The sequence below is a fragment of the Acinetobacter sp. ACZLY 512 genome (assembly GCF_023614015.1).
Classification (GTDB): Bacteria; Pseudomonadota; Gammaproteobacteria; order Pseudomonadales; family Moraxellaceae; genus Acinetobacter; species Acinetobacter soli.
In genome coordinates this window covers 18,017-43,865 of record NZ_JAKIVI010000002.1, presented here as the reverse complement: position 1 = coordinate 43,865, position 25,849 = coordinate 18,017, and the positions used below count along the sequence as shown (strand labels likewise).

25 protein-coding genes and 4 tRNA genes are annotated in these 25,849 nt (G+C 44.3%); 23 read left to right on the top strand and 6 right to left on the bottom strand.

Annotation, left to right across the window (positions count from 1 at the left end; genetic code table 11):
• From rpsE to L2096_RS02615, 11 genes are all read left to right on the top strand, one after another.
• A complete protein-coding gene (gene rpsE, locus L2096_RS02665) occupies positions 1–498 on the top strand; it encodes a 30S ribosomal protein S5 (protein ID WP_004657688.1) in 498 nt (165 codons plus the stop codon).
• Between the two features lie 6 nt (positions 499–504).
• Entirely contained in the window at positions 505–681 is a 177-nt protein-coding gene (gene rpmD, locus L2096_RS02660) for a 50S ribosomal protein L30 (protein ID WP_004924142.1), read from the top strand.
• A gap of 3 nt (positions 682–684) precedes the next feature.
• Positions 685–1,125 (top strand): 50S ribosomal protein L15, encoded by a 441-nt coding sequence (gene rplO, locus L2096_RS02655; protein WP_004934550.1) that lies wholly within the window; start codon positions 685–687, stop codon positions 1,123–1,125.
• A 45-nt stretch (positions 1,126–1,170) separates the two neighbouring features.
• Positions 1,171–2,490, top strand: coding sequence for a preprotein translocase subunit SecY (gene secY / locus L2096_RS02650; protein ID WP_171063726.1), 1,320 nt, complete (start codon positions 1,171–1,173; stop codon positions 2,488–2,490).
• A gap of 20 nt (positions 2,491–2,510) precedes the next feature.
• Entirely contained in the window at positions 2,511–2,627 is a 117-nt protein-coding gene (rpmJ, locus tag L2096_RS02645; RefSeq protein WP_000867907.1) for a 50S ribosomal protein L36, read from the top strand.
• A gap of 106 nt (positions 2,628–2,733) precedes the next feature.
• A complete protein-coding gene (gene rpsM / locus L2096_RS02640) occupies positions 2,734–3,090 on the top strand; it encodes a 30S ribosomal protein S13 (protein ID WP_004934556.1) in 357 nt (118 codons plus the stop codon).
• A gap of 19 nt (positions 3,091–3,109) precedes the next feature.
• Positions 3,110–3,496: a 30S ribosomal protein S11 gene (gene rpsK, locus L2096_RS02635; RefSeq protein ID WP_001040166.1), complete on the top strand. Its 387-nt coding sequence runs from the start codon at positions 3,110–3,112 to the stop codon at positions 3,494–3,496.
• A 12-nt stretch (positions 3,497–3,508) separates the two neighbouring features.
• On the top strand, positions 3,509–4,132 hold the full coding sequence (rpsD, locus tag L2096_RS02630; RefSeq protein WP_004934559.1) for a 30S ribosomal protein S4: 624 nt from the start codon (positions 3,509–3,511) through the stop codon (positions 4,130–4,132).
• 18 nt (positions 4,133–4,150) lie between these two features.
• On the top strand, positions 4,151–5,158 hold the full coding sequence (locus L2096_RS02625; protein WP_004924164.1) for a DNA-directed RNA polymerase subunit alpha: 1,008 nt from the start codon (positions 4,151–4,153) through the stop codon (positions 5,156–5,158).
• Positions 5,159–5,176: 18 nt separating this feature from the next.
• Positions 5,177–5,554: a 50S ribosomal protein L17 gene (gene rplQ / locus L2096_RS02620; protein WP_004934563.1), complete on the top strand. Its 378-nt coding sequence runs from the start codon at positions 5,177–5,179 to the stop codon at positions 5,552–5,554.
• A gap of 165 nt (positions 5,555–5,719) precedes the next feature.
• Entirely contained in the window at positions 5,720–7,210 is a 1,491-nt protein-coding gene (locus L2096_RS02615) for a flavin-containing monooxygenase (protein ID WP_055414910.1), read from the top strand.
• A 70-nt stretch (positions 7,211–7,280) separates the two neighbouring features.
• Here L2096_RS02615 and L2096_RS02610 read toward each other — a convergent pair whose 3' ends face one another.
• Positions 7,281–8,453 carry an acyl-CoA dehydrogenase family protein gene (locus L2096_RS02610; protein WP_250364823.1) on the bottom strand — a complete coding sequence of 391 codons (1,173 nt, stop codon included), beginning with the start codon at positions 8,451–8,453 and terminating at the stop codon, positions 7,281–7,283.
• A 185-nt stretch (positions 8,454–8,638) separates the two neighbouring features.
• Between L2096_RS02610 and L2096_RS02605 the strand changes: the two genes are divergently transcribed.
• The 5 genes from L2096_RS02605 (at position 8,639) to L2096_RS02585 (ending at position 13,920) form a co-directional block, all read left to right on the top strand.
• Positions 8,639–8,896 (top strand): FAD assembly factor SdhE, encoded by a 258-nt coding sequence (locus L2096_RS02605; RefSeq protein ID WP_004934571.1) that lies wholly within the window; start codon positions 8,639–8,641, stop codon positions 8,894–8,896.
• Positions 8,889–9,275: a hypothetical protein gene (locus L2096_RS02600; RefSeq protein ID WP_151764089.1), complete on the top strand. Its 387-nt coding sequence runs from the start codon at positions 8,889–8,891 to the stop codon at positions 9,273–9,275. Before L2096_RS02605 ends, L2096_RS02600 begins: the two co-directional genes overlap by 8 nt.
• A gap of 526 nt (positions 9,276–9,801) precedes the next feature.
• The gene (locus tag L2096_RS02595) at positions 9,802–10,896 is read left to right on the top strand and encodes a hypothetical protein (protein ID WP_004934582.1); all 1,095 of its coding nucleotides are present in this window, start codon (positions 9,802–9,804) and stop codon (positions 10,894–10,896) included.
• A gap of 81 nt (positions 10,897–10,977) precedes the next feature.
• Positions 10,978–11,559 (top strand): rhombosortase, encoded by a 582-nt coding sequence (gene rrtA / locus L2096_RS02590; RefSeq protein ID WP_025095661.1) that lies wholly within the window; start codon positions 10,978–10,980, stop codon positions 11,557–11,559.
• A gap of 162 nt (positions 11,560–11,721) precedes the next feature.
• On the top strand, positions 11,722–13,920 hold the full coding sequence (locus tag L2096_RS02585) for a TRAP transporter large permease subunit (RefSeq protein WP_004945206.1): 2,199 nt from the start codon (positions 11,722–11,724) through the stop codon (positions 13,918–13,920).
• Positions 13,921–13,959: 39 nt separating this feature from the next.
• On the opposite strand, the gene L2096_RS02580 is transcribed toward L2096_RS02585, so the two are convergent.
• The 3 genes from L2096_RS02580 to rnr all read right to left on the bottom strand — a co-directional run bounded on the left by L2096_RS02580 (position 13,960) and on the right by rnr (position 18,838).
• Entirely contained in the window at positions 13,960–14,169 is a 210-nt protein-coding gene (locus L2096_RS02580; RefSeq protein ID WP_004934591.1) for a YheV family putative zinc ribbon protein, read from the bottom strand.
• A 35-nt stretch (positions 14,170–14,204) separates the two neighbouring features.
• Entirely contained in the window at positions 14,205–16,244 is a 2,040-nt protein-coding gene (locus L2096_RS02575) for a M3 family metallopeptidase (RefSeq protein WP_250364822.1), read from the bottom strand.
• Positions 16,245–16,423: 179 nt separating this feature from the next.
• Complete coding sequence (gene rnr / locus L2096_RS02570) at positions 16,424–18,838, bottom strand: ribonuclease R (RefSeq protein WP_208477797.1); 2,415 nt, start codon at positions 18,836–18,838, stop codon at positions 16,424–16,426.
• A gap of 263 nt (positions 18,839–19,101) precedes the next feature.
• Here rnr and L2096_RS02565 point away from each other — a divergent pair.
• From L2096_RS02565 to L2096_RS02555, 3 genes are all read left to right on the top strand, one after another.
• Positions 19,102–19,191: transfer RNA gene (locus tag L2096_RS02565), tRNA-Ser, on the top strand.
• An 11-nt stretch (positions 19,192–19,202) separates the two neighbouring features.
• A tRNA-Arg gene (locus L2096_RS02560) sits at positions 19,203–19,279 on the top strand.
• A 47-nt stretch (positions 19,280–19,326) separates the two neighbouring features.
• A tRNA-Arg gene (locus tag L2096_RS02555) sits at positions 19,327–19,403 on the top strand.
• Positions 19,404–19,534: 131 nt separating this feature from the next.
• Here L2096_RS02555 and L2096_RS02550 read toward each other — a convergent pair.
• Complete coding sequence (locus tag L2096_RS02550) at positions 19,535–21,295, bottom strand: hypothetical protein (RefSeq protein WP_250364821.1); 1,761 nt, start codon at positions 21,293–21,295, stop codon at positions 19,535–19,537.
• Positions 21,296–21,960: 665 nt separating this feature from the next.
• Here L2096_RS02550 and L2096_RS02545 point away from each other — a divergent pair.
• From L2096_RS02545 to L2096_RS02535, 3 genes are all read left to right on the top strand, one after another.
• Positions 21,961–22,037 (top strand) — tRNA-Arg (locus L2096_RS02545).
• Between the two features lie 246 nt (positions 22,038–22,283).
• Positions 22,284–22,781, top strand: coding sequence for a hypothetical protein (locus tag L2096_RS02540; RefSeq protein ID WP_250364820.1), 498 nt, complete (start codon positions 22,284–22,286; stop codon positions 22,779–22,781).
• Between the two features lie 37 nt (positions 22,782–22,818).
• Positions 22,819–23,466 (top strand): fumarylacetoacetate hydrolase family protein, encoded by a 648-nt coding sequence (locus L2096_RS02535; protein WP_151676047.1) that lies wholly within the window; start codon positions 22,819–22,821, stop codon positions 23,464–23,466.
• A gap of 46 nt (positions 23,467–23,512) precedes the next feature.
• On the opposite strand, the gene L2096_RS02530 is transcribed toward L2096_RS02535, so the two are convergent.
• Positions 23,513–24,796: an MFS transporter gene (locus L2096_RS02530; RefSeq protein ID WP_250364819.1), complete on the bottom strand. Its 1,284-nt coding sequence runs from the start codon at positions 24,794–24,796 to the stop codon at positions 23,513–23,515.
• A gap of 138 nt (positions 24,797–24,934) precedes the next feature.
• Here L2096_RS02530 and L2096_RS02525 point away from each other — a divergent pair, with 138 nt between their 5' ends.
• Positions 24,935–25,849 carry a LysR family transcriptional regulator gene (locus L2096_RS02525; protein ID WP_004934610.1) on the top strand — a complete coding sequence of 305 codons (915 nt, stop codon included), beginning with the start codon at positions 24,935–24,937 and terminating at the stop codon, positions 25,847–25,849.

Sequence of the window (25,849 nt, the reverse complement as noted above, 5' to 3'; positions counted from 1 at the left end):
ATGGCGAAAGTTGAACAAAACGAAGGTCTCGTTGAGAAGCTGGTTGCCGTTGATCGTGTAGCCAAGGTTGTTAAAGGTGGTCGTATTTTCTCTTTCACAGCATTGACTGTTGTGGGCGACGGAAATGGCCGTGTAGGTTTTGGTCGTGGTAAAGCACGTGAAGTTCCAGCTGCTATTTCTAAAGCACTTGAAGCTGCTCGTCGTAACATGATTACAGTTGACCTTGCGGGTACTACTCTACAACACCCTGTGAATGCTCGTCATGGCGCAAGCCGTGTGTACATGCAACCTGCTTCTGAAGGTACTGGCGTAATTGCTGGTGGTGCTATGCGTGCCGTTTTAGAAGCTGCTGGTGTACATAACGTACTTGCTAAATGTTATGGTTCTACGAATGCTGCGAATGTAGTAAACGCGACTTTTAAAGGTTTGCGTGATATGACTTCTCCTGAGAAAGTTGCTGCAAAACGTGGTCTTTCAGTAGAACAAATTCAAGGGTAATCAATCATGAAAACGATTAAAGTTACCCAGATCAAATCTGCTTCGCATCGTTTGAAAAATCACAAACTTTGCCTACAAGGTTTAGGTCTGCGTCGTATTGGTCATACGGTAGAAGTACAAGATACTCCTTCAAACCGCGGTATGATCAACAAAGTCTACTATATGGTTAGTGTAGAGGAGTAAACCATGACTCTGCGTTTAAATGAACTTGCACCTGCAGAAGGTGCAAAACGTGACAACCGTCGTTTAGGTCGTGGTATCGGCTCTGGCGTTGGTAAGACTGGTGGCCGTGGTGTCAAAGGTCAAAAATCACGTAAGAGCGGTGGTGTACGCCCAGGCTTTGAAGGCGGTCAAACAGCGATTTATCGTCGTTTGCCTAAATTCGGTTTCACTAGCCAAATCGCTTTGAAAACTGCTGAAGTGCGTTTATCTGAACTCAACAAAGTGGAAGGCGAAGTTGTTAGCCTTGAAACTTTGAAAGCTGCGAACGTTGTTCGTCGTGACCAAGTTCGTGCACGTGTTGTTCTTTCTGGTGAAGTAACTCGCGCGTTTACTGTGCAAGGTGTTGCTTTGACTAAAGGCGCTAAAGCTGCAATTGAAGCTGCTGGCGGTAAAGTCGAGGAGTAATGCCGAGTGTCTATGTCTCCTAGTTCTTCAGGTCATGTCAACATGATGAAAGGACAGCCGTTTCACGTGAAATACCGTGAAATTATTCGCCGATTAATGTTCTTGATTGGTGCATTGCTGGTCTTTCGACTAGGAGCGCATATTCCGTTGCCGGGTATTGATAATGTAGCGCTAGCACGTTTTTTTAAAGCCAATGAAGGAACCTTCTTGGGTTTATTTAATATGTTCTCTGGCGGTGCATTAGAACGTATGTCAATTCTCGCACTAGGGATCATGCCGTATATTTCAGCATCGATTATCGTGCAGTTAATGTCTACGGTCGTTCCTTCGCTAGAAGCTTTAAAGAAAGAAGGCGAGCAAGGCAAGCGCAAAATTAATCAATACACGCGTTATGGCACCTTATTTCTTGCACTCGTGCAAGGTGTAGGGATGTGTGCTGGTCTGATTAGTCAGGGAATTACGCTGACTTCCGGACTAGCATTTTATGTTCCTGCGGTAACCTCTTTGGTTGCTGGAACAATGTTCCTAATGTGGTTGGGAGAACAAATTACCGAACGTGGTATTGGTAATGGTATCTCGATGATCATTTTTGCAGGAATTGTTGCAGGGTTACCCAATCAGGTAATTCAGGCCTTTACTTCTGTCCAAAATGGGCAGGGCAGTTTAATTGGAATTGCCGTATTTGCCTTGTTATCTCTTGCTGTCCTTGCAGCAATTGTGTTTATCGAAAAAGCACAACGACGCATTCCTGTTAACTATGCACAAAAGCAACAAGGTCGCCGGATATTCACTGCACAGCAAACGCATTTGCCATTGAAAATTAATATGGCTGGTGTAATTCCAGCTATTTTTGCCAGCTCATTGTTATTATTTCCAGCGAGCTTGGGTCAATGGTTAGGTAGTGCAGATCCGAATGCGGGTATTGTAAAGCGTAGCTTGCAAGATTTGGCACTCGTGTTATCGCCTGGACAGCCGTTGTATTTAATGCTGTTCGGTACGTTAATTATTTTCTTCTGTTATTTCTACACGGCACTGGTTTTCAGTCCGAAAGAAGTGTCAGAAAACCTAAAACGTAGCGGCGCATATGTACCTGGTATACGCCCAGGTGAGCAAACGGCTCGTTATTTAGATCATATTCTTAATCGTTTGACGTTTATTGGTGCGATTTATATTACTGTGGTGTGTTTGATGCCAATGATCCTACAGAATTCATTCGGTATTCCGTTCCATTTGGGCGGTACATCGTTGTTGATCGTAGTGGTTGTGGTGATGGACTTTATGGCTCAATTGCAAGCACATCTCACGTCTCATCAATATGACAATCAAACGTTAATGAGAAAAACGACTGCTCATCCTAAGGGATAAGCGCACTTAGAGGTTTCATCATGAAAGTACAAGCTTCTGTAAAGAAAATTTGTGGTAGCTGTAAAGTTATCCGTCGTAATGGGGTAATTCGCGTAATTTGTAGCGCAGAACCTCGTCATAAGCAGCGTCAAGGTTAATCTGATCAAGACCTGTTGATTTCAGTAGGCTAATTAGGTTAATATCCGCCCCTCAAAGATTTTTTGTGGGGCGGTTGATTATCTACTGCCTTTTTGGAGAAAGTGAATGGCTCGTATTGCCGGTGTAAACATTCCGGATAACAAGCATGCTGTTATCTCCCTCACGTATATTTTTGGTATTGGTCGCCACACTGCTAAGAACATCTTAGCTGCTGCTGGTATTGGTCAAACCACTAAAATCCGTGAGTTGGATGATGCTCAGCTTGATGCGATTCGTGCAGAAGTTGCTAAGGTTCCAACCGAAGGTGACTTACGTCGCGAAATTTCCATGAACATTAAACGTTTAATGGATTTAGGTTGCTACCGTGGCCTTCGTCATCGTCGCAGCTTGCCTGTCCGCGGACAACGCACCAAAACTAACGCACGTACCCGTAAAGGTCCGCGCAAACCGATTAAAAAGTAAGATTTCTGGAAGCTAAAAGATGGCTAAAGATACTCGCACACGCAAGAAGGTCACCCGTACCGTCTCTGAAGGTGTTGCACACATTCACGCGTCTTTTAATAACACCATTGTTACGATTACCGATCGTCAAGGTAATGCATTGGCTTGGGCCACCTCAGGTGGACAAGGCTTCCGTGGTTCACGTAAATCAACTCCGTTTGCTGCTCAGGTAGCTGCTGAAGTTGCTGGTAAAGCAGCTTTGGATTACGGTTTGAAAAACCTAGACGTCCTTGTAAAAGGTCCTGGTCCAGGTCGTGAGTCTGCGGTTCGTGCATTAGGCGCAGTGGGTTATAAGATCAACAGCATTACCGATGTGACTCCAATCCCTCACAACGGTTGCCGTCCACCTAAAAAACGTCGCGTGTAAGGAGAAACATTCATGGCTCGTTATATTGGTCCAAAATGCAAACTCTCTCGTCGCGAAGGGACAGACCTGCAGCTTAAATCTGGCGTTAAACCATTTGACGTCAAAACTAAAAAACATGCGAAAGCGCCTGGTCAACATGGCCAAGCTCGCGGTAAGCAATCAGAGTATTCACTACAATTACGTGAAAAACAAAAAGTACGTCGTATGTACGGTGTGTTAGAGCGTCAATTTAGTAATTACTATAAAGAAGCAGCTCGTGTTAAAGGCGCAACAGGTGAAAACTTGTTGAAATTGCTTGAAAGCCGCCTCGATAACGTTGTTTATCGCATGGGTTTTGGTTCTACACGTGCAGAAGCTCGTCAGTTGGTAAGTCACCGTTCAATCACTTTAAATGGCCGTCGTGTAAACATCGCGTCTATTCAAGTGAAAGCGGGTGACGTGATTGCAGTACATGAAGGTGCTAAACAACAATTACGTATCAAAAACGCAATTGAATTAGCTGCTCAACGTGGTATTCCTGCTTGGATGGAAGTTGATCATTCTAAGCTTGAAGGTACGTTCAAAGCTGCGCCAGATCGTTCTGATTTGCCTGCTGAAATCAACGAAAGCTTGATTGTAGAATTGTATTCTAAATAATCCTTGAGGTAGCAATAAATGACGCGTACTGCAAACGAGTTTCTAACTCCGCAAGCGATCAAGGTCGAAGCGGTGAGCGGGACCTCGGCAAAAGTGATTCTGGAACCTTTAGAGCGTGGCTTTGGTCACACTCTAGGTAATGCTTTACGTCGCATTCTATTGTCTTCTTTGCCTGGCGCTGCTGTGGTTGAAGTTGAAATAGAAGGCGTCGAGCACGAGTACAGTACTTTAGAAGGCTTGCAGCAGGACATCGTCGAGCTCTTGCTGAACCTTAAAGGATTGTCTATTAAGCTGTTCGATCAAAATGAAGCATATTTGACATTAGAGAAACAAGGACCAGGCGACATTACTGCCGCTGATCTACGTTTACCTCATAATGTTGAAGTGGTCAATCCAGAACATCTTATTGGTACTTTGAGTGCTTCAGGTTCAATCAAAATGCGCTTGAAAGTATCTCAAGGTCGTGGATATGAAACTTCTGACTCGCGTTTCCCGGAAGGCGAAACTCGCCCGGTAGGTCGCCTACAGTTAGATGCGTCGTACAGCCCGATCAAACGTGTTTCTTACACCGTTGAAAATGCGCGTGTAGAACAACGTACCGATCTAGATAAACTGGTTATCGATCTTGAAACCAACGGAACTGTAGATCCTGAAGAAGCAATCCGCAAAGCGGCAACAATCTTGCAACAACAAATTGCAATTTTTGTTGATCTTCAGAAAGATCAAGCACCTGTTGCTCAAGAACCTCGTGAAGAAGTTGACCCAATCTTGCTTCGTCCAGTAGATGATCTAGAGCTTACTGTTCGTTCTGCTAACTGTTTGAAAGCAGAAAATATTTACTACATTGGTGATCTTGTTCAACGTACTGAAGTTGAGTTGTTAAAAACTCCTAACCTAGGTAAAAAATCGTTGACTGAGATTAAAGATGTTTTAGCTTCGAAAGGCTTGCAACTCGGCATGCGTTTAGAAAACTGGCCACCTGCTAGTTTACGCATGGACGATCGCTTTGCCTATCGCAGCCGTTAATTAAGTAGGACTATCACCATGCGTCATCGTAATAGTGGTGTGAAATTAGGCCGTACAAGCAGCCATCGTAAAGCGATGTTTCAAAACATGGCAAATTCATTGTTTGAGCACGAGTTAATCAAAACAACTGTGCCTAAAGCGAAAGAATTGCGTCGTGTTGCTGAGCCTTTAATCACTCTAGCGAAAAACGATACTGTAGCAAACCGTCGCTTAGCGTTTGCTCGTACTCGTAATGCTGCAACTGTAGGTAAATTATTTACCGTACTCGGCCCTCGTTACAAAGAACGTAACGGCGGTTATCTACGTGTTCTTAAAGCGGGCTTCCGTGCTGGTGATGCAGCGCCGATGGCTTACGTAGAGCTAGTAGATCGCGAAGTAAACACTTCAGCAGAATAAGTTTCTTATTCAAAAAAAGATCGGTTTTTACCGGTCTTTTTTTATGCCTGTATATTTTGTCCTGTATTGACATGAAAACCCGATAAATGGTTCAAACTTGACATTGTGTATTGTCAAATTTGTGCTTTAATAAAGTTGAACTGTTTTCAAGGTTATAAAAACAACATGGAAAAGCACATTGATATCTTGATTGTGGGTGCAGGTATTTCTGGCATTGGAATTGCCGCACACCTTTCAAAAAGTTCTCCTCAACGTCAGTTTGAGATCATTGAGCGTCGTGAGAGTATTGGCGGAACATGGGATTTATTCCGTTATCCGGGTATTCGATCAGATTCTGACATGTCAACTTTTGGTTTTAACTTCAAGCCATGGCAAAGTGCCAATGTGCTTGCTTCTGGTCCTGCCATTAAAAACTATCTGGCAGAAGTGGTCGATGAATATAAACTGGCTGAAAAAATTCATTTCAAACACCGCGTATTGTCTGCAAATTACGATTCTTTACAAAAAAAATGGTTTGTTGAAATAGAAGACGCGACACAAAAAAAACAGACGTGGATTGCGAATTTTATTGTGGGTTGCACGGGCTATTACAACTACGATCAAGGTTTTGCACCTGATTTCCCAAATAAGGAAGCCTTCAAAGGTCAGTTAATTCATCCACAACACTGGCCAGAAAATCTAGATTATGCTGGAAAGAAAGTGGTGATTATTGGAAGTGGTGCCACTGCGATTACACTAGTGCCAGCCATGGTGAAGGGTGGAGCTGGACATGTCACGATGTTGCAACGCTCACCGACTTATATCGCTTCAGTTCCAGCCATCGATATGATTTATGATCGCATGCGCAAGATTTTGCCCGAAGATGTCGCCTATAAACTGACCCGTGCACGTAATATTGGCGTACAGCGCGGCATTTATGCCTTGTCGCAAAAGCAGCCTAAGCTGGTGCGTCGACTATTACTGAAGTCGATCGAAATGCAGTTGAAGGGCAAAGTGGACATGAAACACTTTACACCTTCATATAACCCTTGGGATCAACGTTTATGTGTCGTTCCTGATGGCGATTTATTTAAGATTCTGCGCTCTGGTCAAGCCAGTGTTGAAACCGATCAAATTCAAGAGCTGACTGAAACTGGTATTTTGTTAAAATCTGGGCAACATCTAGACGCCGATATTATTGTGTCTGCCACTGGGCTTGAGATTCAGATTTTGGGTGGTATTAAAGGCTCAATCGATGGTCAGCCATTGAATACCTCTAAATGCATGTTGTATCAAGGCGTGATGGTGAGTGATGTGCCAAATATGGCCATGATTATTGGTTACATCAATGCATCTTGGACTTTAAAAGTCGACATTGCTGCCGATTATATTTGTCGCTTGCTCAATTATATGGATCAGCATCATTACGATGAAGTTATACCAAAGGGTGATCAGGCAGAGCTGCTTGATGATACTGTGATGGGAAGCCTAACTTCGGGGTATATTGCCCGTGCGGCCAATGTGATGCCAAAGCAAGGTAAACATGCGCCTTGGAAAGTCACCAATAATTATTTGGCCGATCGTAAAGCTTTAAAACAGGCGCGTTTTGATGATGGTGTCTTGCAATTTCATACGGCTACACCTGTGGCAGAGCGTAAGCCAAAACTGGTCTCGTAATAGAAGATGATCAAATTAAAAAAGGGGAGCACGTGTTTGCTCCCTTTTTTATTAACTTAAATCAATAAACTTAAAGCGTTCGGGCAATTAATTCTTTCATAATTTCATTTGTTCCCGCATAAATACGATTGGCCCGGTTATCGATGTAAGCGCGTGCAATTGGATACTCCATCATGTAGCCGTACCCGCCATGCAATTGTAAGCAATCATCGACCACTTTGGAGAACAGATCTGAAATTTTGTATTTGGCTGCCGCAGCTGCATCAATGCCAAGTTGATCGTCAAGCTGTAATTGCATGCAACGATCGAGATAGGCACGTCCAAAATCAATTTCTGTGCGCAATTCGGCCAGTTTGAAGCGTGTATTTTGAAAGCTTGCAATGGCTTTACCAAAGGCTTTACGGTCTTTGGTATATTGAACCGTGTGGGCAAATGCAGCCTCAGCACCGGCTTGGCAGATAATCGCCACTAGCATGCGCTCCCATGCCAGTTCTTTCATTAGCATGATAAAGCCCATACCTTCCATACCCAGCAGGTTTTCTTTGGGAACGCGGACGTTATCAAAAAATAGCTCACAGGTATCCTGACCTTTCATGCCAATCTTGTTTAACGGTTTGCCTTTACTAAATCCTGCACGGTTGGCTTCCACCATGATCAGCGATAAATTGGCAGAGCCTTTTTCGTTATGACCGGTTTTACACACCACAATGGCCATGTCACAAAGATAGCCGTTGGTAATAAAAATTTTAGAGCCATTGATTACATATTCATCGCCATCGAGTACTGCACTAGTGCGCACGGCTTGTAAGTCCGAGCCCGTACCCGGCTCAGTCATGGCAATGGCCGTCACAACTTCACCGCTCGCCATACGTGGCAACCACTGTTGCTTTTGTGCTTCATTACCAAAATTCTTGATGTAATTGGCCACAATGTCGGAGTGTAAAGAAAAGCCGGTACTTGAATCCATGGCGTAGGCTTGTTCTTCAATCAAGATCATGCTGTAGAGTCGATCCACTCCAGATCCACCATACTCTTCAGGCATGGTGGTGCATAACAGGCCTAGAGCACCCGCTTTATTCCATAAATCCCGATCAACGTGTTGCTGTGCTTCATATTTTTCGATATTGGGAACCACTTCTTTTTCATAAAACTTGCGCACGGTTTCGCGAAATGCATTGTGTTCTTCATTAAACAATGCACGTGGTAGCATGGAGGGAATTGGACGAATGGCACCAGATTGCATGAGAAATCCTTTTTAAACTGTGTTGATTCTTTGTGCAGTAAATGCCAAATCGCTAGCTAGAGACAATGTGAAGAATGCTCAATCATGATCTGGAAATGATGAAATTGGTCAATCCATAAAAATCATTCCTCTATTGATAGATGCTTCGGGTAAACTATGAGGGCTTAATCAGAAAGGGGAAATATATGTCTGAAGATCTAACACTTGAAGAACGTAAAGTTATTTACCGTGCACGACGTGGCTTAAAAGAAATTGATGTGTACTTTGATCCGTATGTCAAACATCACTATCTGACAGCTGATCCGACAGAAAAAGCATTATTTGCCGAGCTGGTCGCGCAAGAAGATCCAGATTTACTCGACTGGTTTATGGAAGTGAGTGAACCACCTCAAGTTGAACTCAAGCATTTAATTGTAAAATTGAAACATTACGTGCATGGCTAAGCAGCCATATTTCGCGCTGAAACGAAGTAAGCTTGCCCTTTTGTTTCAGCTCATGATTTTCGGTTCAATCAGTGGATTGCTCTGGCAGATCTGTCCATTGTGGCTATGGTTGGTACTTAATGTCCTTATGCTAATCAGCTTTGCGATGTTTTTACGTCGACCCAGAGTAATGGCGGTAGGGCAACTTGATCAGCAGTTATGGTCTTGCCATGCTTCAGATTCAGCACAGCCTTATTCAATTGTGCTAGAGCGCGTGATTGATCATGAGTTGTATATGATCTTACGCACAGTTCCCTCTCGCGCCTCCATGGTGATCTGGCGAGATCAGGTGATACAGCAAGACTGGAAGTGTCTGAAACGTCTGGCAAAGTTAGGTTGATTGTTTAACAATCTTAGGTAGCGACTTATAATTTTTTTGATATAAATCATATAAATAAGATAATTTAAGATAAAATTGTTCGGTCATCTTACATAAAAAACTTAAAAAGTGTGAATTGTTAGACAATATTCTTCAATCTTCTTAAACCGATTCGCTAAAGTAGCCTTACCAACGCTCAATGTGAAGGAGGTCGAAATGATCGATATTCCAGCATGGTTGTTTCCAGTCATTGCCTTTGTTCTGGCGGTGATCGTAGGACGCGTGGGAACCGTAATCAAGGATTATTTACAACACCGATAGTCTCATTCTGGATTTGTCCAGTTTATAAGTAGCATGTGCTGAACCGTCGCAATGCTACTTTTTTTTGCCCAAAATTTATATATTTTTTGTCAAAATGCCAATTCATTCTACTTTAGATATGTCAAAGTATAGAAATGCAGCATCGCCTTTGACGCTTTGAAACGGATCATCCATCTGCTAATGTACGGCAAAAGCAAAACAATAAAATTACCTCGAGGAATGAGATATGTCGAATCTGCTTAAACTGGGTCGAGGACTGACCGCAGTGGTTGTTGCAACATCTGTACTCTCTGGATGTTCATATTTTATCAAATCGGGTGCGAACGTCGCCTTGAAGTTCGGTGAAAAACATATCGTACCGCCCATATTAAAGATGGATGATGTCGATATGGTCTGTAATGCTGGCAATAGCTTAACGCCTGTAGTGATGTCGACCAAAGACATGGGGGCAGATCCAACTCGCATGGCAGTGCTCCTTTATGCCGCTTCAGGCATGTGTGCAGAGCGTCAGGCATTAGAGCAAGAACTTCGCTATTTACGTGCATCCAAAGCAGGTCAGGTCTCTGAGGCTCAAGATGCCCGGATCGAGCAAAAACGCTGGGCTGCCGTGGCAGCAGAAAGACAATATTCAGGATATCAACTGTTTGCAAAGCGCTGGGAGAGCAAGTACCACTATCATCTTGGCGAATCATGCCCAACCATGCGTAACGATCTAGATCAGACCATCTACTTATTAGGTTTGGTGAGTGGCTTGCAAGCCATTACCAATGACATTAATTCGGGTGGATCGGTAAATGTACCCAAAGATATCGCAGGTATTGTAGAGCGCAGCATGACCTGTCTGGACAATACCAAGTTTTGGGGCGCACCAAATGCAACCCGAGCCGTAATCTGGACGTTATTGCCAGGGGCGGGAGATGGCAAACCAGATCCTTATACCACACTCAAACAATCTGCACAGATCGGTGAGCAAAAAGGAGTTCGTTTATCGCATGCCCTGTATGCGGTTGCAGCACAGGCCAGCGGTGATGACAGCAAGATTCGAGATGCTTTAAAAACTTATGATGCCTCACGTGCCGAAGATAAACCAGTGAATCCAGATTTCAAACTGATCGATGCCATGGCAGGTGTTATGGTCCAAAATATTTCGGATCGTTACTGGACCGAACATACAGGTATTCGTACCGATGACGGTGGTATGAGTACGTTCTGGGATGAGCAAAGTAAAGGATCATCTGACTTGGAAGATCTTTTTAATGCCGATGGTGCAGCTGCTGCCAGTCAACCTGCGGCAACGCCGAAAGCAGTGTCGTCGAAATAAGCCAATGCCTCTAATGATCTGTCGGCGATTTGACTGACGGCAGATCTCACAAGTATGCATGAGGGCGGCAAAGGAGGTCACATGAACAAACATCAATTTTGGATGTCCAGATTCATTTTTGTTGCGGTGTGTGCCTCTTTGTCTGCAAGCTTGCAGGTTTTTTCCGATGTCTTTATTTATTGGCGTGATAGTTTACCCAACGACTTCTGGCGATTCTGGACTGCGCATTGGGTACATGTCGGTTGGATTCATTTCATTTTAAATCTGCTGGCATTTGTGTGTTTACCCTTTATTTTTCCGCATGTTAAGAATCGACAGTTGCTCATCTTGATTGTGACGATTTCACCCTGTATTAGCCTCGGATTTTATTATCTTATGCCCTATATCGAGGCCTATGCCGGTTTTTCGGGTGTGCTGCATGGGCTCTATGTGGCCGTGGCATTGGTGTCGTTACGTTATCGCAAGGAGCGAAAATTTGCCGCATTGGTGTTGGCGCTGATTGTGCTCAAGGTGATCTGGGAAAATACATTTGGACAAACGGGTACGGCCCAATTGATTGGCAGTCCTGTTTTGATTGAATCACATTTGCTTGGAGCAATTGCTGGCGCTGCCGCAGGCGGACTTTATTTACTCTATACTCAATTTAAAGTAGCAAAGAGTTGACACAAAACGCCTTTAAAAAAATCATTTGAGTCATTCTTATCTTGAACGGAGTGTTGCAAATTTAAACAAATATAACGTACGGCGGATGGGTGGATACCTACTGCCAAGGAACGCATGTTTATCGGTAGATAAACCTGACAATCAAAATAAAGTGGAATAGATATGCAAGAAAATCAACAACAAAGGTCTGGCCTAGGTCTGCTGGGTTATATCTGGAATGAATGGATTTCGACATTTGCCATCCTTATTTTGCTGTTACTGACCTTGATTGTCGGGACAGGAGAAATGATTCATGGGCAGCTATTGCGTATGGGTGAACGGCTCTATGGCGATCCGGCCACCGGAATGCAATATTCATTTTTACGTGCTGAACCACAAAAGCCGAGTTGCGATCGACATCCTAATATTGATGCGCAAGTTCAGGCGCAGATGAAAGCCAATAAAAACGATGAGTTTGCCGACTTCTTTGGTGCAGCATCCGAACAGGACGTTCGCGCATCACTTCTGGCGGCGCAGCAGTTGTGTGAAGAAAAATATCAGTTTTATGACAAGGCAATCGCGCATTTGGACAAGCACCCAAGCTTACGGACTTATCGCGCACTTGAAACAGGATTTTTTGGGATATTTAAATTTGGCGTGGATAATCGTACGATTTTCCTTTTGATCATGGTGTTTTTTGCCGCGATTACAGCCAGTTTAAAAATTCATCATATTGGTTTGCGTAGCCCAAAATCAAAAATTGATTTTGTGGTGTACTCGATTGCAATGGTCATCGGGAATGCTTTGCTGACGCTATCGACCATCAGTCAGTATCATTCTTTAATCCAGTCCGGTGTGGCCATTACCCATGAAGCATTGGTGGTGTCGTGGCTATGGATTGGCTTATTTGGTATTTTGACATTGATCAGTGTATTTCAATTGTTTCGTATTCCTAAGCAGGCACAACCCGGAGGAAATATCGGCCTTGCCTTGCTCAGTGTACCGCTGTATGCCTATATGTCGATTTTGACGGGTCTAGCCTTTACCTTCTTTATGGATTACCCGATGGGGCAAGGGATTTACTTGGGAATTCTGGTCGAGTTTTCCGGGATTTTCCTAAATCTGGCGCTGTTTATCTGGGCGGGGATGCTACTGACCCAAACCCGAGTGATGGATCTGTTTCTGGATATTTTACGCCCGTGGAATCTAGCACCTGAAACCCTAACATGGCTAATTTTGCTGGCTGCTGCGATTCCAACCGCCTATACCGGAGCTTCTGGTATTTTCGTAATTGCAGCAGGGGCAATTATTTACAAAGAAGTCTGGAATTCGGGCGCACGCCGTCAATATGCGCTAGCTGTATCGGCAATGTCTGGCTCACTCGGGGTGGTGGTTCGACCATGTTTGCTGGTGGTTTTAATTGCCATGCTGGATAGCCGTCATGTCACCTCAGATGAGTTATTCGATCATGGCTTTTATGTTTTCTGGTTGACTGCATTTATCTTTTTAGGCGTATCATTATTACTGGCCGATACAAAATTCCGCGTGAATTCGCCACGTGTAGCATTACCGAATATGCTGCGTGCTTGTATTCCGGTTATTCCATATATTGTGATTACGATTGTGGTACTGGCATTTTATAAATATGCACTCGATACCGGCATGAACGAATTTACCGCACCAGTGATTCTACCTTTGATCCTGATTGCGATTATTTTGTTTGATAAAACCCGTAAAGAGCCAAAATCTGTGCCTGTATTGGCTGAGCATGAATCTTTAATTAAGGAGCATGAAAAGAACTCGCCTTTTCTGCGTGAACATGGTGCGCAAAGCAGTCAGTATCGCCGTGGATTTGCCAGATCAATGCATTTCGCAACTGCTGAAACAGTAGGACACATTGGTGCCTTAATTATTCTGATGGCACTGTCTGCAAGTGTTGGTGGATTGATTGAGCGTACCGAGATTGTCGAGTATTTACCGACTCACTTGGGCAGTATTACCATTTCATTGTTCTTTATTGCCATGTTGCTTGCGCTGATTGGTATGTGTACCGATCCATTTGGTGCAGTGATTTTGGTGGCAGCGACCATTGCACCTGTGGCCTACGAAAATGGGATTCATCCTATTCATTTCTGGATGATCGTTTTGGTGGCTTTCGAGCTGGGCTATGTGACGCCTCCAGTGGCACTGAATCACTTACTGACGCGGCTGTCGGTGGGAGATGAAGAAGTCTCGGCAGCCGATAAGGAAGCCAAAGAAAAATACACCAGTTTTTATTATCGTTATGAACGCTGGTTGCTTCCGATTATGGTGTTGTTCCCCGCCTTAATGATTGTAACCTTTGCGCCGTATCTGTTTAAAATGTTTGGCTGGTATTCATAAGTCCAATAAAAAAGCACCTTCGGGTGCTTTTTTATTGATTTAAGACTTAGTTCGTGGCTTGAACTGAATCACGCCCACTTCATCTGGCGCAGCCGGTTGTTCCGGCTCCTCCACATGAGTAGGACGATTTTCGGTGTAATCGCATTCGATACACTCGATCCATTCATGCTCATCTGTGGTTAACATGACCACGCGGTCCATTGCGCCACATTTGGGGCATTTTGCACCTGCAATGAATCGACGTTTCATGATTTACTCACCTTGCTTGATCTGGATGGATAAGTTTAAGCCGTTTGAGGGTCGTTCGTCCAACCTTGGTGACGCAATAGCGCATCAATTTTGGGTTCACGGCCACGGAAATTTACGAATGCATCCAGTGCGGTGTCTTTGCCACCAACGGCCAATATGGCCTTACGGAACTCTGCACCAGTTTGTGTATTGAAAATTCCTTCTTTCTCAAAGCGGTCAAATGCGTCGCTGGCCAGCACTTCTGCCCATTTATAGGAATAATAACCCGCTGCATAACCGCCAGCAAAAATATGGCTAAAACTGTGCTGGAAACGATTGTAAGCAGCAGTTGGCAGAACGGAAAATTCACGGCGAATCTGATCCAGCTCGGCTTGAATCTGACTGCTGGTTAATGCAGGTGTCTTGCGGTGAATCGTTAAGTCAAAGAGCGCAAATTCGATTTGACGTAAGGTTTGCATGCCAGACTGGAAAAAGCGTGCGCTGAGCAAGGCATTGAGTAACGCTTCTGGTAACTGGGCTTTGGTTTCGATATGTTCACTGAGCAGATTAAGACTTTGCTGATCCCATGTCCAAAACTCCATAAACTGACTTGGCAGCTCGACGGCATCCCATGCCACCCCATGCGTACCTGCAACTGAAATATTGTCGACTTCGGTCAGCATGTGGTGTAGGCCGTGACCAAACTCATGAAACAGCGTGTTGACCTCATCATGTGTGAGCAGGGCAGGCTGTTTGCCAACTGGCGGCGTAAAATTACACACCATATAGCAGATTGGCTTTTGTAAGCCTTGCGCGCTTTGCATACGTGAGCGGAAACCACTCATCCATGCGCCACCACGTTTGCCGCTGCGCGCGTAGAGATCGAAATAAAAACCTGCCAGCACTTGACCTTGGTCTTCAAGTTCGTAATAACGCACATCCGGATGCCAGACCGGCGCTTCACGTTCTACAATATCGATGCCGTATAAACGCTGCACAATCTGAAACAGACCTTGAATGATTTTAGGTGCAGGAAAGTAAGGTTTGAGTGCTTCTTGCGATAAGTTAAACTGCTGCTGTTTCAGTTTTTCCGAGTAATAGCCGCTGTCCCACGGTTGTAGCTGATCGAGTCCGTCTTGACGTGCAATTGCAGTCAGTTCCTCAACTTCGTTTAGCGCAGGTGTGCGTGCATGCGCCGCCAGATCAACCAGAAAATCATGTACAGTGTCTACATCAGGTGCCATTTTACTGGCCAGTGAGTAAGCGGCAAAATTTTCAAAGCCCAAGAGCTGAGCCATTTCTTGGCGCAGTGCCAAAATCTCTTCCATTACCGCAGTATTATCGTACTCTGGATGATCGGCCTGATCCGAGGCGCGTGTCGTGTAAGCTTTATAGAGCGTTTCACGTAACTCACGATTTTCGGCATAGGTCATAATGGCCAGATAGGCCGGAAAATCTAGCGTCGCCACGGGCTGATTTAGTTCACGCTGTTGACCGTATTGTTTGAGCAATTCGATACTACTTTGCGGTAAACCTATAAGTTCCTCTTCAGACAGCGGTTTGAAATACGCTTGTGTGGCATCCAAAACATGATTGGAAAAGTCTGAAGACAATTGCGACAGGCGCGCCGAAATTTCTGCATAACGTGCTTTGTTGGCACCTTCTAATGCGACACCTGAAAGTTTAAAGTCTCGTAAGGCCAACCGAATCGCGCTTTGTTCGGCAGCACTTAAACTTGAAAATTGACTGCTGTCGTGAAGCTGTTGATAGCTTTGATACAGCGCTGTGTGTTGACCCAACTGCGTATAATATTCACTCAAGCTCGGTAAAAGCGCCTGATAGACTTCACGCGTCTGAGCATTGTTCATCACGGCATTTAAGTGTGATAACACGCCCCAAGATTCGCTCATGGCATTTTCAAGCTGATCAAGCTGTTGTACCAGCGCATGTTGTGCGGCAAAGTCTGAAGGTGGCGTATCTAATTGATCGAGAAAGCGTTGACCTGCCTGAATATTTTTTTCGATATCTTGTTTGAGGGTGTCCAGTTGAATCTGGTCAAATTGAGGAACAGGTAAATGTGCTTTTTCTAATTGCATTGTCTTCGCCGTATCGAGTGAACTTACTTATAGATGTAAGGCTTCGAGCGCTGGAAATCAAGGATGCTTTATTTCTTTTTTGCTGGGTTAAAATAATCTTTACTTTATTTTGACGGCCTAGCATGTCAATGAATGCTAAGCCGTCGTTGCCATAGACCTAAGATTAATCTGCAATTAGATTAATCACTTTTAGGTTTGGCATTGGACTTTTTCTTTTTGACTTTAGACTTTTTCTTGTCCTTTTCCGCTTTCACTGCGGTTTTGGACGAGGTTTTTTTCTTGCCCGTCTTTTTGGTATAAGAGCTTGGCTTGCTTTTGTCTTTTTTCTCGGAACGTTGCTGTTCACGTGGCTGTGTATCCGACGCACCATGAAAGACCTGTTCAGTGGCTTGGGCTTTTGTAGTGCGCGGAGCACGGCTACGGATGATACGGCCGGCATGCGTGATTTGCTGCGTTAGTTCGAAATCGATTTTACGTTCATCAAGATTCACGCCTGCGACCTTGATTTTGACTTCGTCGCCCAAACCAAAGATTTGCCCACGATTTTGCCCCACAAGGCTCTGACTGGCTTGATCATAGATAAAGAAGTCATCGCCTAACTGGCTCACATGAATCATGCCATCGACATATAGATCTTTTAAGGTAACAAACAGCCCAAACTCGGTAACCGCGCTAATATTACCAATAAACTCTTCACCCAAATGTTGCTGCATATAATGACATTTGAGCCATGTGGTTACACTACGTGATGCTTCATCTGCACGACGCTCGGTACGTGAGAAATGTTCACCAGCTTCATCGAGCGCGGCACCCGAAAGTGGAGATGGTTTATGCTGTAAATGTGCTTTAAGTGCACGATGTAACAGTAAATCCGGATAACGACGAATCGGTGAGGTGAAATGCGTATAAGCCTCATAAGCCAAACCAAAGTGTCCCGCATTTTTTGCACCGTAGTACGCCTGCATCATAGAGCGCAGCAACACAGAATGAATACTTGGCGCATCAATTCGGTCTTTAGTGGCTTCAATCACGCGCTGGTAATCGGCCTGTGTTGGCTGGTCTGGAAACGGAAGGCCGAGCAATTTAACAAAATCTTTAACCTTTTGAATGCGAGAGAACTCAGGTGGCTCATGTACTCGATAAAGCATCGGAATATCATTGGCCAAGGCGTATTCAGCGGCTGCGACGTTGGCAAGCAACATGCATTCTTCAATCAGTTTATGTGCATCGTTACGGGTACGTGGCAAAATTTCGTTAATACCACCTAGAGCATCAAAGGTCATGTAGGTTTCAACCGTTTCAAACTCCATAGCATGACGTTTGGCACGCAAGTCTTTTAAAGTTTGATAGAGCTGAAACAGTGTATTTAGTGATTTTTGCACACTTTTGTCATTTGGAATCGCATCGGTTTGTCCCTCAAAATACCGCGCCACTTGGGTATAGGTGAGACGCGCTTTTGAATGCATGACGGATGGATAAAACTCATAGCTCATGACGCGTCCTGCACGCGATAGCTTGAGATCACACACCATACACAGACGATCGACATGCGGATTGAGCGAACATAAACCGTTCGAGAGAGCCTCTGGCAGCATCGGCAATACAAAATGCGGGAAATAGACCGATGTACCGCGTTCTTGTGCCTCATCATCAAGCGGTTTTCCAACACGCACATAATGGCTTACATCGGCAATTGCAACCACGACACGGTAGCCGCCACCCGCGCGTTTTTCGGCATAAACGGCATCATCAAAGTCGCGTGCGTCTTCGCCGTCAATGGTAACCAGCGGTAGATCGCGTAAATCGATTCGACCTTCAATATCTTTTTTCGAGGGTTCTTTAAAACTCTCAGCTTCCTGAATCACTTCATCTGGAAACTCATACGGCAGACCAAATTCTAAAATCGTTTGCGGAATGATAATTTCAGTATCGGCTTTATCCGACATCGACTGCACAATGTGCCCAGTTGCAAACTCTTCACGTGTTGGATAATCATCAATTGCAATACGCAGATGATCGCCAACATTGACCTTGGCGTGCTCGACCAGTTCTTTTTCAAGCGGAATAGGCTGATGGGCATTTGGAGCACTTGGCTGTAAAAAATACTCGCCATCATGGACATTTAATTTACCAATCACCTGTTTCACACGGCGCTGCAATACTTCTGTGATAAAGCCCCATGCTTTGCCTTTACGATCGACAGAGCTTTGACGCACAGTCACGCGATCACCATTGAAAACCAAACGGAGTTCACGTTCAGGCAAGAGTAAATCGGTTTGTCCGTCGATATGCGCCGAACCTAAACCTTTGGCATTGATATATACGGTGGCATCAAACGTAGGTTGCTCACCAATGAGCTGGAATCTGAAACCATCTTTTGCCAGCTGACCATCACGCACCATGGCAATCAGACGATGGCTCAAGGCATCAATACTTTTTTGATCAAAAATATCAAAATGCTCGACCAGCTCGGCATGAGACTGCGGCGTATTCAATTGTTCTAATGTGCTAAGAATAAGGGTTCGGCTAGGAATAGGATTATCGTAACGTTCAGCTTCCGCTTTTGCTTCAGGATCGATCCAGTTTTTCATAATTTCGTTTGACTTCATAACAGAAGATAAGTTTAGCATACGTCATCGCATTACATACTGCACGTAATGGATTGCAAGATTGTGTGATGCCTGTTTGGGCCGAATACATTCGTGCTTATCGCTATAGTAGCAAGCCCAGTGCATGAAAATACTCAAATTAATGTGGTTTTTGTTTAAAAAATAGATGATTGGATAAAAAACTAAGAAAAATTAGAAGTGATGACTTGCAGTCATGGGCTTTAGTTTGTATTATGGCGGCTCGTTACGGTGAGATGGGTGAGTGGCTTAAACCACATCCCTGCTAAGGATGCGTACGGGTAACTGTACCGAGGGTTCGAATCCCTCTCTCACCGCCACTTTACTTAATGCGCTCATAGCTCAGCTGGATAGAGCACTTGGCTACGAACTAAGGGGTCGGGAGTTCGAATCTCTCTGAGCGCACCAAGTAAAATATTGCAAAAGTAACGAACGCCGAAAGGCACACAAGTAATGCGCTCATAGCTCAGCTGGATAGAGCACTTGGCTACGAACTAAGGGGTCGGGAGTTCGAATCTCTCTGAGCGCACCAACTTGAAGAATTAACCGCTTAATTGCGGTTTTTTTGTGCCTGAAATTTGGCTATATGACGTGTTACTTATACGCCATAAAAAAACCGCCTACATCAAGCAGGCGGCTGGGGTGTTCAAGGTTTAAATGGGTTTAAACCACACTTAAGTTTTGATCAAAGAGCTGATCGAGCAAATTGGTTACGCTGCCCAAGCCTTGACTTGTACTGGTGACTGAACCAAGCGATGAGGTCACACCGCCTAATAGATCTGTTAGGCCACCAAGGGAAGCACTTGAACCTGTCGCAGAAGTTGAAATGCTTTCGAGACTGTTTAAGAGTGTCTCGACCACATCGAGAGTACTGTCTGCGGCGACATCGACAATATCAACAAGTGCATGTGCAGTATCCGCTGTTACTTCGGCAGTACTGACTACCAAGGTTTCACCCACATCAATTAATCCATGGACAGCATCACTTACACTGCCCAGCACATCGGTTAATGTATCAAATGAGCCAACACTGCCTGCACCCGCAAGACCGCCCAATAAATCCGTGACGGCTTCAAGTGGGTTGCCTGATGTACCGCCAGCAAGTCCACCTAATAAGTCGGTCACAGATTCAAGCGGATTACTATCGAGTCCGCCTGTGAGGCCAGATAAAATCTCTGTGGCACTCGTGCCACTATCGACCAATGTCGCCGCAACCCCTGTTAATGCATCACTGACTGCTGTTGGATTCAGGTCGAGCGCACCAGAAACAGCATCCAAAACACCATTGACGGTCGCTTCAGAAGTTTCAAAAGTTAAAGTACCTAAATCCGCCAATGCTGAAATTTGGTCAGCAGCTTGAGGCAAAATATGAATACCAGAACTTTCTAAAGTATCGATCGTGGAGGTAATGATATCGGTTTTGAGTGATTCTAGCCCTTGAAGTGCATCGATTCCAGTTTGCAATGGTGCGGTTACACTACTTAATGCACCTGTTAAGGTACTTAATGGATCGCTGGATGTTCCACCCGTAATACCGCCCAATAAATCCGTGACAGCTTCAAGCGGGTTACCTGATGCACTGCCAGTGAGTCCGCCCAATAAATCCGTGACAGCTTCTAGTGGATTGCCTGATGTGCCGCCAGTGAGTCCGCCTAATAAATCCGTGACAGCTTCTAGTGGATTACCTGATGTGCCGCCAGTGAGTCCGCCTAATAAATCGGTCACAGACTCAAGTGGATTGCTGTCAAGTCCACCTGCGAGGCTGGATAAAATCTCCGTGGCACTTGTGCCACTGTCGACCAATGTCGCCGCAACCCCTGTTAACGCATCACTGACTGCAGTTGGATTGAGGTCGAGCACACCCGAAACGGCATCCAAAACACCATTGACTGTGCTTTCAGAGGTTTCAAAAGTCAGTGTACCCAAGCCAGCCAATGCTGAGATCTGCTCGGCAGCCTGAGGCAAAATATTGATACCAGAGCTGGCTAGGGTGTCAATCGTGGAGGTAATAATATCGGTTTTCAATGACTCCACGCCTTGAAGTGCATCGATTCCGGTTTGCAATGGTGCGGTCACGCTACTCAATGCACCTGTAAGAGTACCGAGAGGATTCCCTGAACTTCCACCTGCAAGGCCGCCTAATAAATTGGTGACAGTTTCGAGTGGATTTCCTGATGTGCCACCAGTAACTGTACCCAATAAATCGCTGACCACGCTGGTTGGTGCTGTAGGTAAACTTGTTACCACGGAGCTAATGGTGGTTGGTAGTGTGGAAATACTACTCGCAACCGCAGTTACTGTGGTCGATAAAGACAAAGAAAGATTCAGCGAACCTTCCGATGACGCACTTGATTGACTGGTAACAGCATTACCCAGGTCGTGAGTAATTTTTGAAATAGATGAAACGAGAGCTTTAAGAAACATGAGTGTGCATTCCTATTTGTGCAATTCTTATACATTTTTTGGTTAACTGTAAATTTAATCTTGTTTTGTGTCTTTAGTGCGAATGATGTATCGGTCTATTTGTTAACCATGACTCAGTATTGGCTATGTATAAAAAACAGTCAACAAAATCTTAAAATTAAGAAAAAGCGGCACCTGAGCCAATTTTAAAAAAAGAATCTGAGAAAAATTTAACCGATGAATTAAAGCTCTTTTGAATAAAAATTGATAAATTTAAGTGATTTAATCCCATTTCTATAATGCAATTTTTCTTTTACGGCGGTGAAATATTTATTTTATTTTTGGCAGTAAGGTCAATTTTATTATTTTGAATACTTTTACTTGATTAATTTTTTAGTACTAAGCTTATTCAAGTTCTCACTTTATTTTGTTAATGCATTGAAAATGAATATATTCTGCTTTTGTAAGAATTTATGACAAAGTTTATACAGCAGAGATTGAGTTAAGGGTATCAGCGTTTGAGCGATAACGGTACATAGGCTGAAAATGCTAAAGCGGCTATAAAAAAAGTATCCATAAGCATCAATATGGGCTTATTCGTTTAAGAACTGAACGGTTGACTCTATTTTATGAAAAAACTACTTATCAAAAACTAAAAAACACGTATAATGCGCTCCATCAAGTACGCGCTCATAGCTCAGCTGGATAGAGCACTTGGCTACGAACTAAGGGGTCGGGAGTTCGAATCTCTCTGAGCGCACCACTTGAAGAATTAACCGCTTAATTGCGGTTTTTTTGTGCCTGAAATTCATGGGCAGATCTATTCGTTGAATTTCCTTTCCTGGTACATCCAGTTCTATCGTCTATCAGCTCGATACAAATATAAATTTACATGACAGCTAACCAATAATCGAATGTAAATCTTCAATCAAATACAGGTAATGCTAAAGAAAATGCGTGAACTGGTGTAGTATTTTGAACGTAATTCATCGCGTATGTTGAACCCACTATGTCAGAACTTAAACCTACCGTTTCTTTACGTTATCACTTGAATTTAGAAGAGTCGCAAGATGGTTTTACCCTTGCAACTTTCGGTAAAAAGCTTTTTACACGTTTTATTACACCAGTGATTAGTATCGCAATTATTGCATGGGGGATTTATTTAGGCTTGGATGGCGTAGGGCGCTACTACGTTGGCTTGGGTGTATTTTTCCTGATCTTGCAAATCATTATGCGCTACTGGTTTTTGCCGATGATGTTTAAACGTCAATTTGTAAAATATCAATTTGGTAAAAGTGAACAGGGAATTGATTTATATCAAGACTGGATCGAGCTGTATGCCACAGGGCGTAAGCAGCAGTTTGCCTATAGTGATGTGGCCCATTTTGCAACTGGAAAACTGACCTACATGATTGAGCTGAAAAATCGAACTGTGGTGATTGTGCCAAAACGCGTTCTAGCAAATACCGCAGAAAAAAACACGTTTGAACATGCATTTAAACGATAAAACCTAAAGATTTTACCTGTCTAGAAGGAAGACAAAAATGACAGCACGGCCATCTAAAATTATTTGTGTCGGACGAAGCTACGCCGAACATGCAAAAGAATTGGGAAATGCGATTCCAGATCGTCCAGTTTTGTTTATTAAGCCACCGAGCAGTTTGATTGGTCTGTCGCAAGGTATTCAATGGAATACGGCAGAGGGCGAATGTCATTATGAATGTGAGCTAACTTTAAGGTTGGACCGTACTTTACGTCAGGAAACAGACCCAGCCAAAGCACTTGAGGCAATTGGTGCGGTAACCATCGGGCTTGACCTGACCCTACGTGAGTTGCAGACCGAGCTAAAAAACAAGGGACAGCCTTGGGAGCGCGCAAAAGCTTTTGATGGTGCTTGTGTACTTGCGGATTGGGTAGATGTCAGTGAGGTTCAAGATTGGGCACATGTCACGTACAGTTTCCATATCAACGATCAGCTTCGTCAATCGGGTGATACTGCGCTGTTGTTACGTAGTATTGGGGAATATCTATGTGATATGAGCCAGGCATTCACGCTTGAGGCGGGTGATGTGGTCATGACAGGAACCCCCGCAGGTGTAGGTGCATTAACATCAGGCGACCGTTTAAAAATGACCTTAAACGGCAAAACCCAAGCTTTTGTTTGGGAAACCTTTGTACACGCCAACTTTTAAAATCATATGCTGCCTTGTTGTGTTCACAATACAGCAAGGCATTGCTTTAAATACGTTTAGATGTAATCGGTTGTGATGCTGTGAGTACAATCACAATTGCGATAAAAGCCAGCGCCAGCGTCAGATACACCACCGCATGCCAGCCGCCATATTGCCAAAACCAGCCGCCAGCAGAACCCACAATACTCGATCCTAAGTAGTAAAAAAGCAAATACAATGCGGTCGCATGGCCTTTGGCTGTCTTTGCTTCTAATCCTACATTACTGCTCGCAATGGAGTGCGCAATAAAATAGCCTGTTGTGATTGCGGCAATCCCCAAAATAATCACAAATAATCCATGGGCAAGCGTCATCAGTGTACCGATTACAATGGCAGAAAAACCGACCAAAAGTGCAATTTTACGACCAAGTCGATCGACTATGGCGCCCGCCCACGACGACGATACCATGCCCAGACTATACGATAAAAAGATCAAGCTAATTTGAGTCTGACTTAAAAGGTACGGGGCCGCCGCAAGACGAAAAGACACATAGTTAAACAAGGTCACAAAAATACTGGTGATGAGAAAACCAATCCAGTAAATGCGAAGTAAGCGTGGATTTTGAAGATGATTTTTCCATGCTGAAAGATGAAAACGCAATTGTATGCCTTTACGTGCAATAAAGTTTTGTGAAGTGGGCAATAGCCATAAAAAACCGATTGCGCAACATAAACAGATCACCCCAAGTACGCCCAGAGCAGAGCGCCATGAAAATATTTCGGTCAGCAAACCCATTCCAACACGACCCATCATGCCGCCAAAGGCAGTACCCGCAATGTACAATCCCATGGTTTTACCCAAATCGGCCGGATGGATTTCTTCTGCAATCCATGCCATCGCCACCGCAGGCACACCGCCGATCACAAAACCCTGCACGGCTCTGGCGACTAACAGCAAGTGCCAGTCGGGAACCCAGCCCGCAATCACATTCAGTACTGCGGCCAGAGCCATCGAGATAAACATCAAACCTTTACGACCCAAGGCTTGAGAAAATGCGCTGGAAAGCACAATGGAAAATGCTAAAAACCCAGTGGTCAGAGATAAAGCCAGTGCGCTGGTACCGGGGCTGATGTGAAAGGTATGCGTAAATTCAGGCAATAGGGGCTGAACGCAATAAATCATTGAAAAACTGGCAAAGCCTAACAAAAACAATGCAAAACCCGCTTTACGATAAGCAGTCGTACCACGCCTGATAAAATTTAAAGCAGATTCCTGATGAGATTGATCTGTAGAGGTCTGATTTGAGGCAATAGCCGTCCCGGACTCGTTAACAGTGGAACGAATCGACATAACATAACCTGAAATTGATTTTTTAAAAGAGAGGGGGTTTGTTGGCAGTGCTTGCCTAGCTGCCAACACAACAAAGATTAGCAATCTACTGTATATTTGTCTAATATATAAAAATAGGGAACGTCATAGCTTTTATATATGGAACTTCGACATATTCGCTACTTCATCGTGGTCGCAGAAGAAAAAAGTTTTACCAAAGCAGCGCTTCGACTCGGAATTAGTCAACCGCCGCTCAGTATGCAAATTAAAAATCTAGAAGATGAAATTGGAACCGAGTTATTTTATCGCTCTGCTCAAGGCGTAGAACTCACCCCTGCGGGCGAGGCATTTTTGCTGAGCGTGCAGCCGATTCAGCAGCGTGTGAATGATGCGATGCAGTTGGCACAGCAGGTGGCCAATGGTGAGTCAGGACAATTGCGGCTGGGTTTTACAGGCACGTCTATGCTCAATCTGCTTTTGCCCAAAAGTATTCGCTTGTTTCAACAACATTACCCCAAAATCAGGCTTAAACTGGAAGAAGCCAATTCACTGGTACTGATGGATCGTCTGCTCGAAGACCAATTAGATATTGCTTTGGTGCGCCCTCCAGAACATGTTCCCGCTGGGCTCAGTTTACAATTGCTGATGCATGAACCCATGCTGGCGGTATTACCCAGCGGACATCCGCTCGCTCATCAAACCTCGATTGAACTCAATGCACTCAAGCAAGATAATTTTATATTATCACCGCCGTCAATCAGTGCAGGCCTTTTCGATGCCATCACCAATGCCTGTCGTAGCCATGGTTTTGAACCCAAAATTGGTCAGAATGCACCGCAGATTGTCTCGATTGTGTCATTGGTGGCGGCCAATCTAGGCGTATCGTTGGTGCCCGATTCGACCAAACAATTGGGTATTACCGGCGTTAAGTATCTCGATATACAACCGCCAAAGCCAATGGTCAGTCTGGCATTGGCGTATCGTAAAAATACGCATTCGCAGCCTGCCATCAACTTTGCCAGTTTAATTCAGTCTTTAAAAATGCAGCACAACCATAATCATCACGACCTCTAA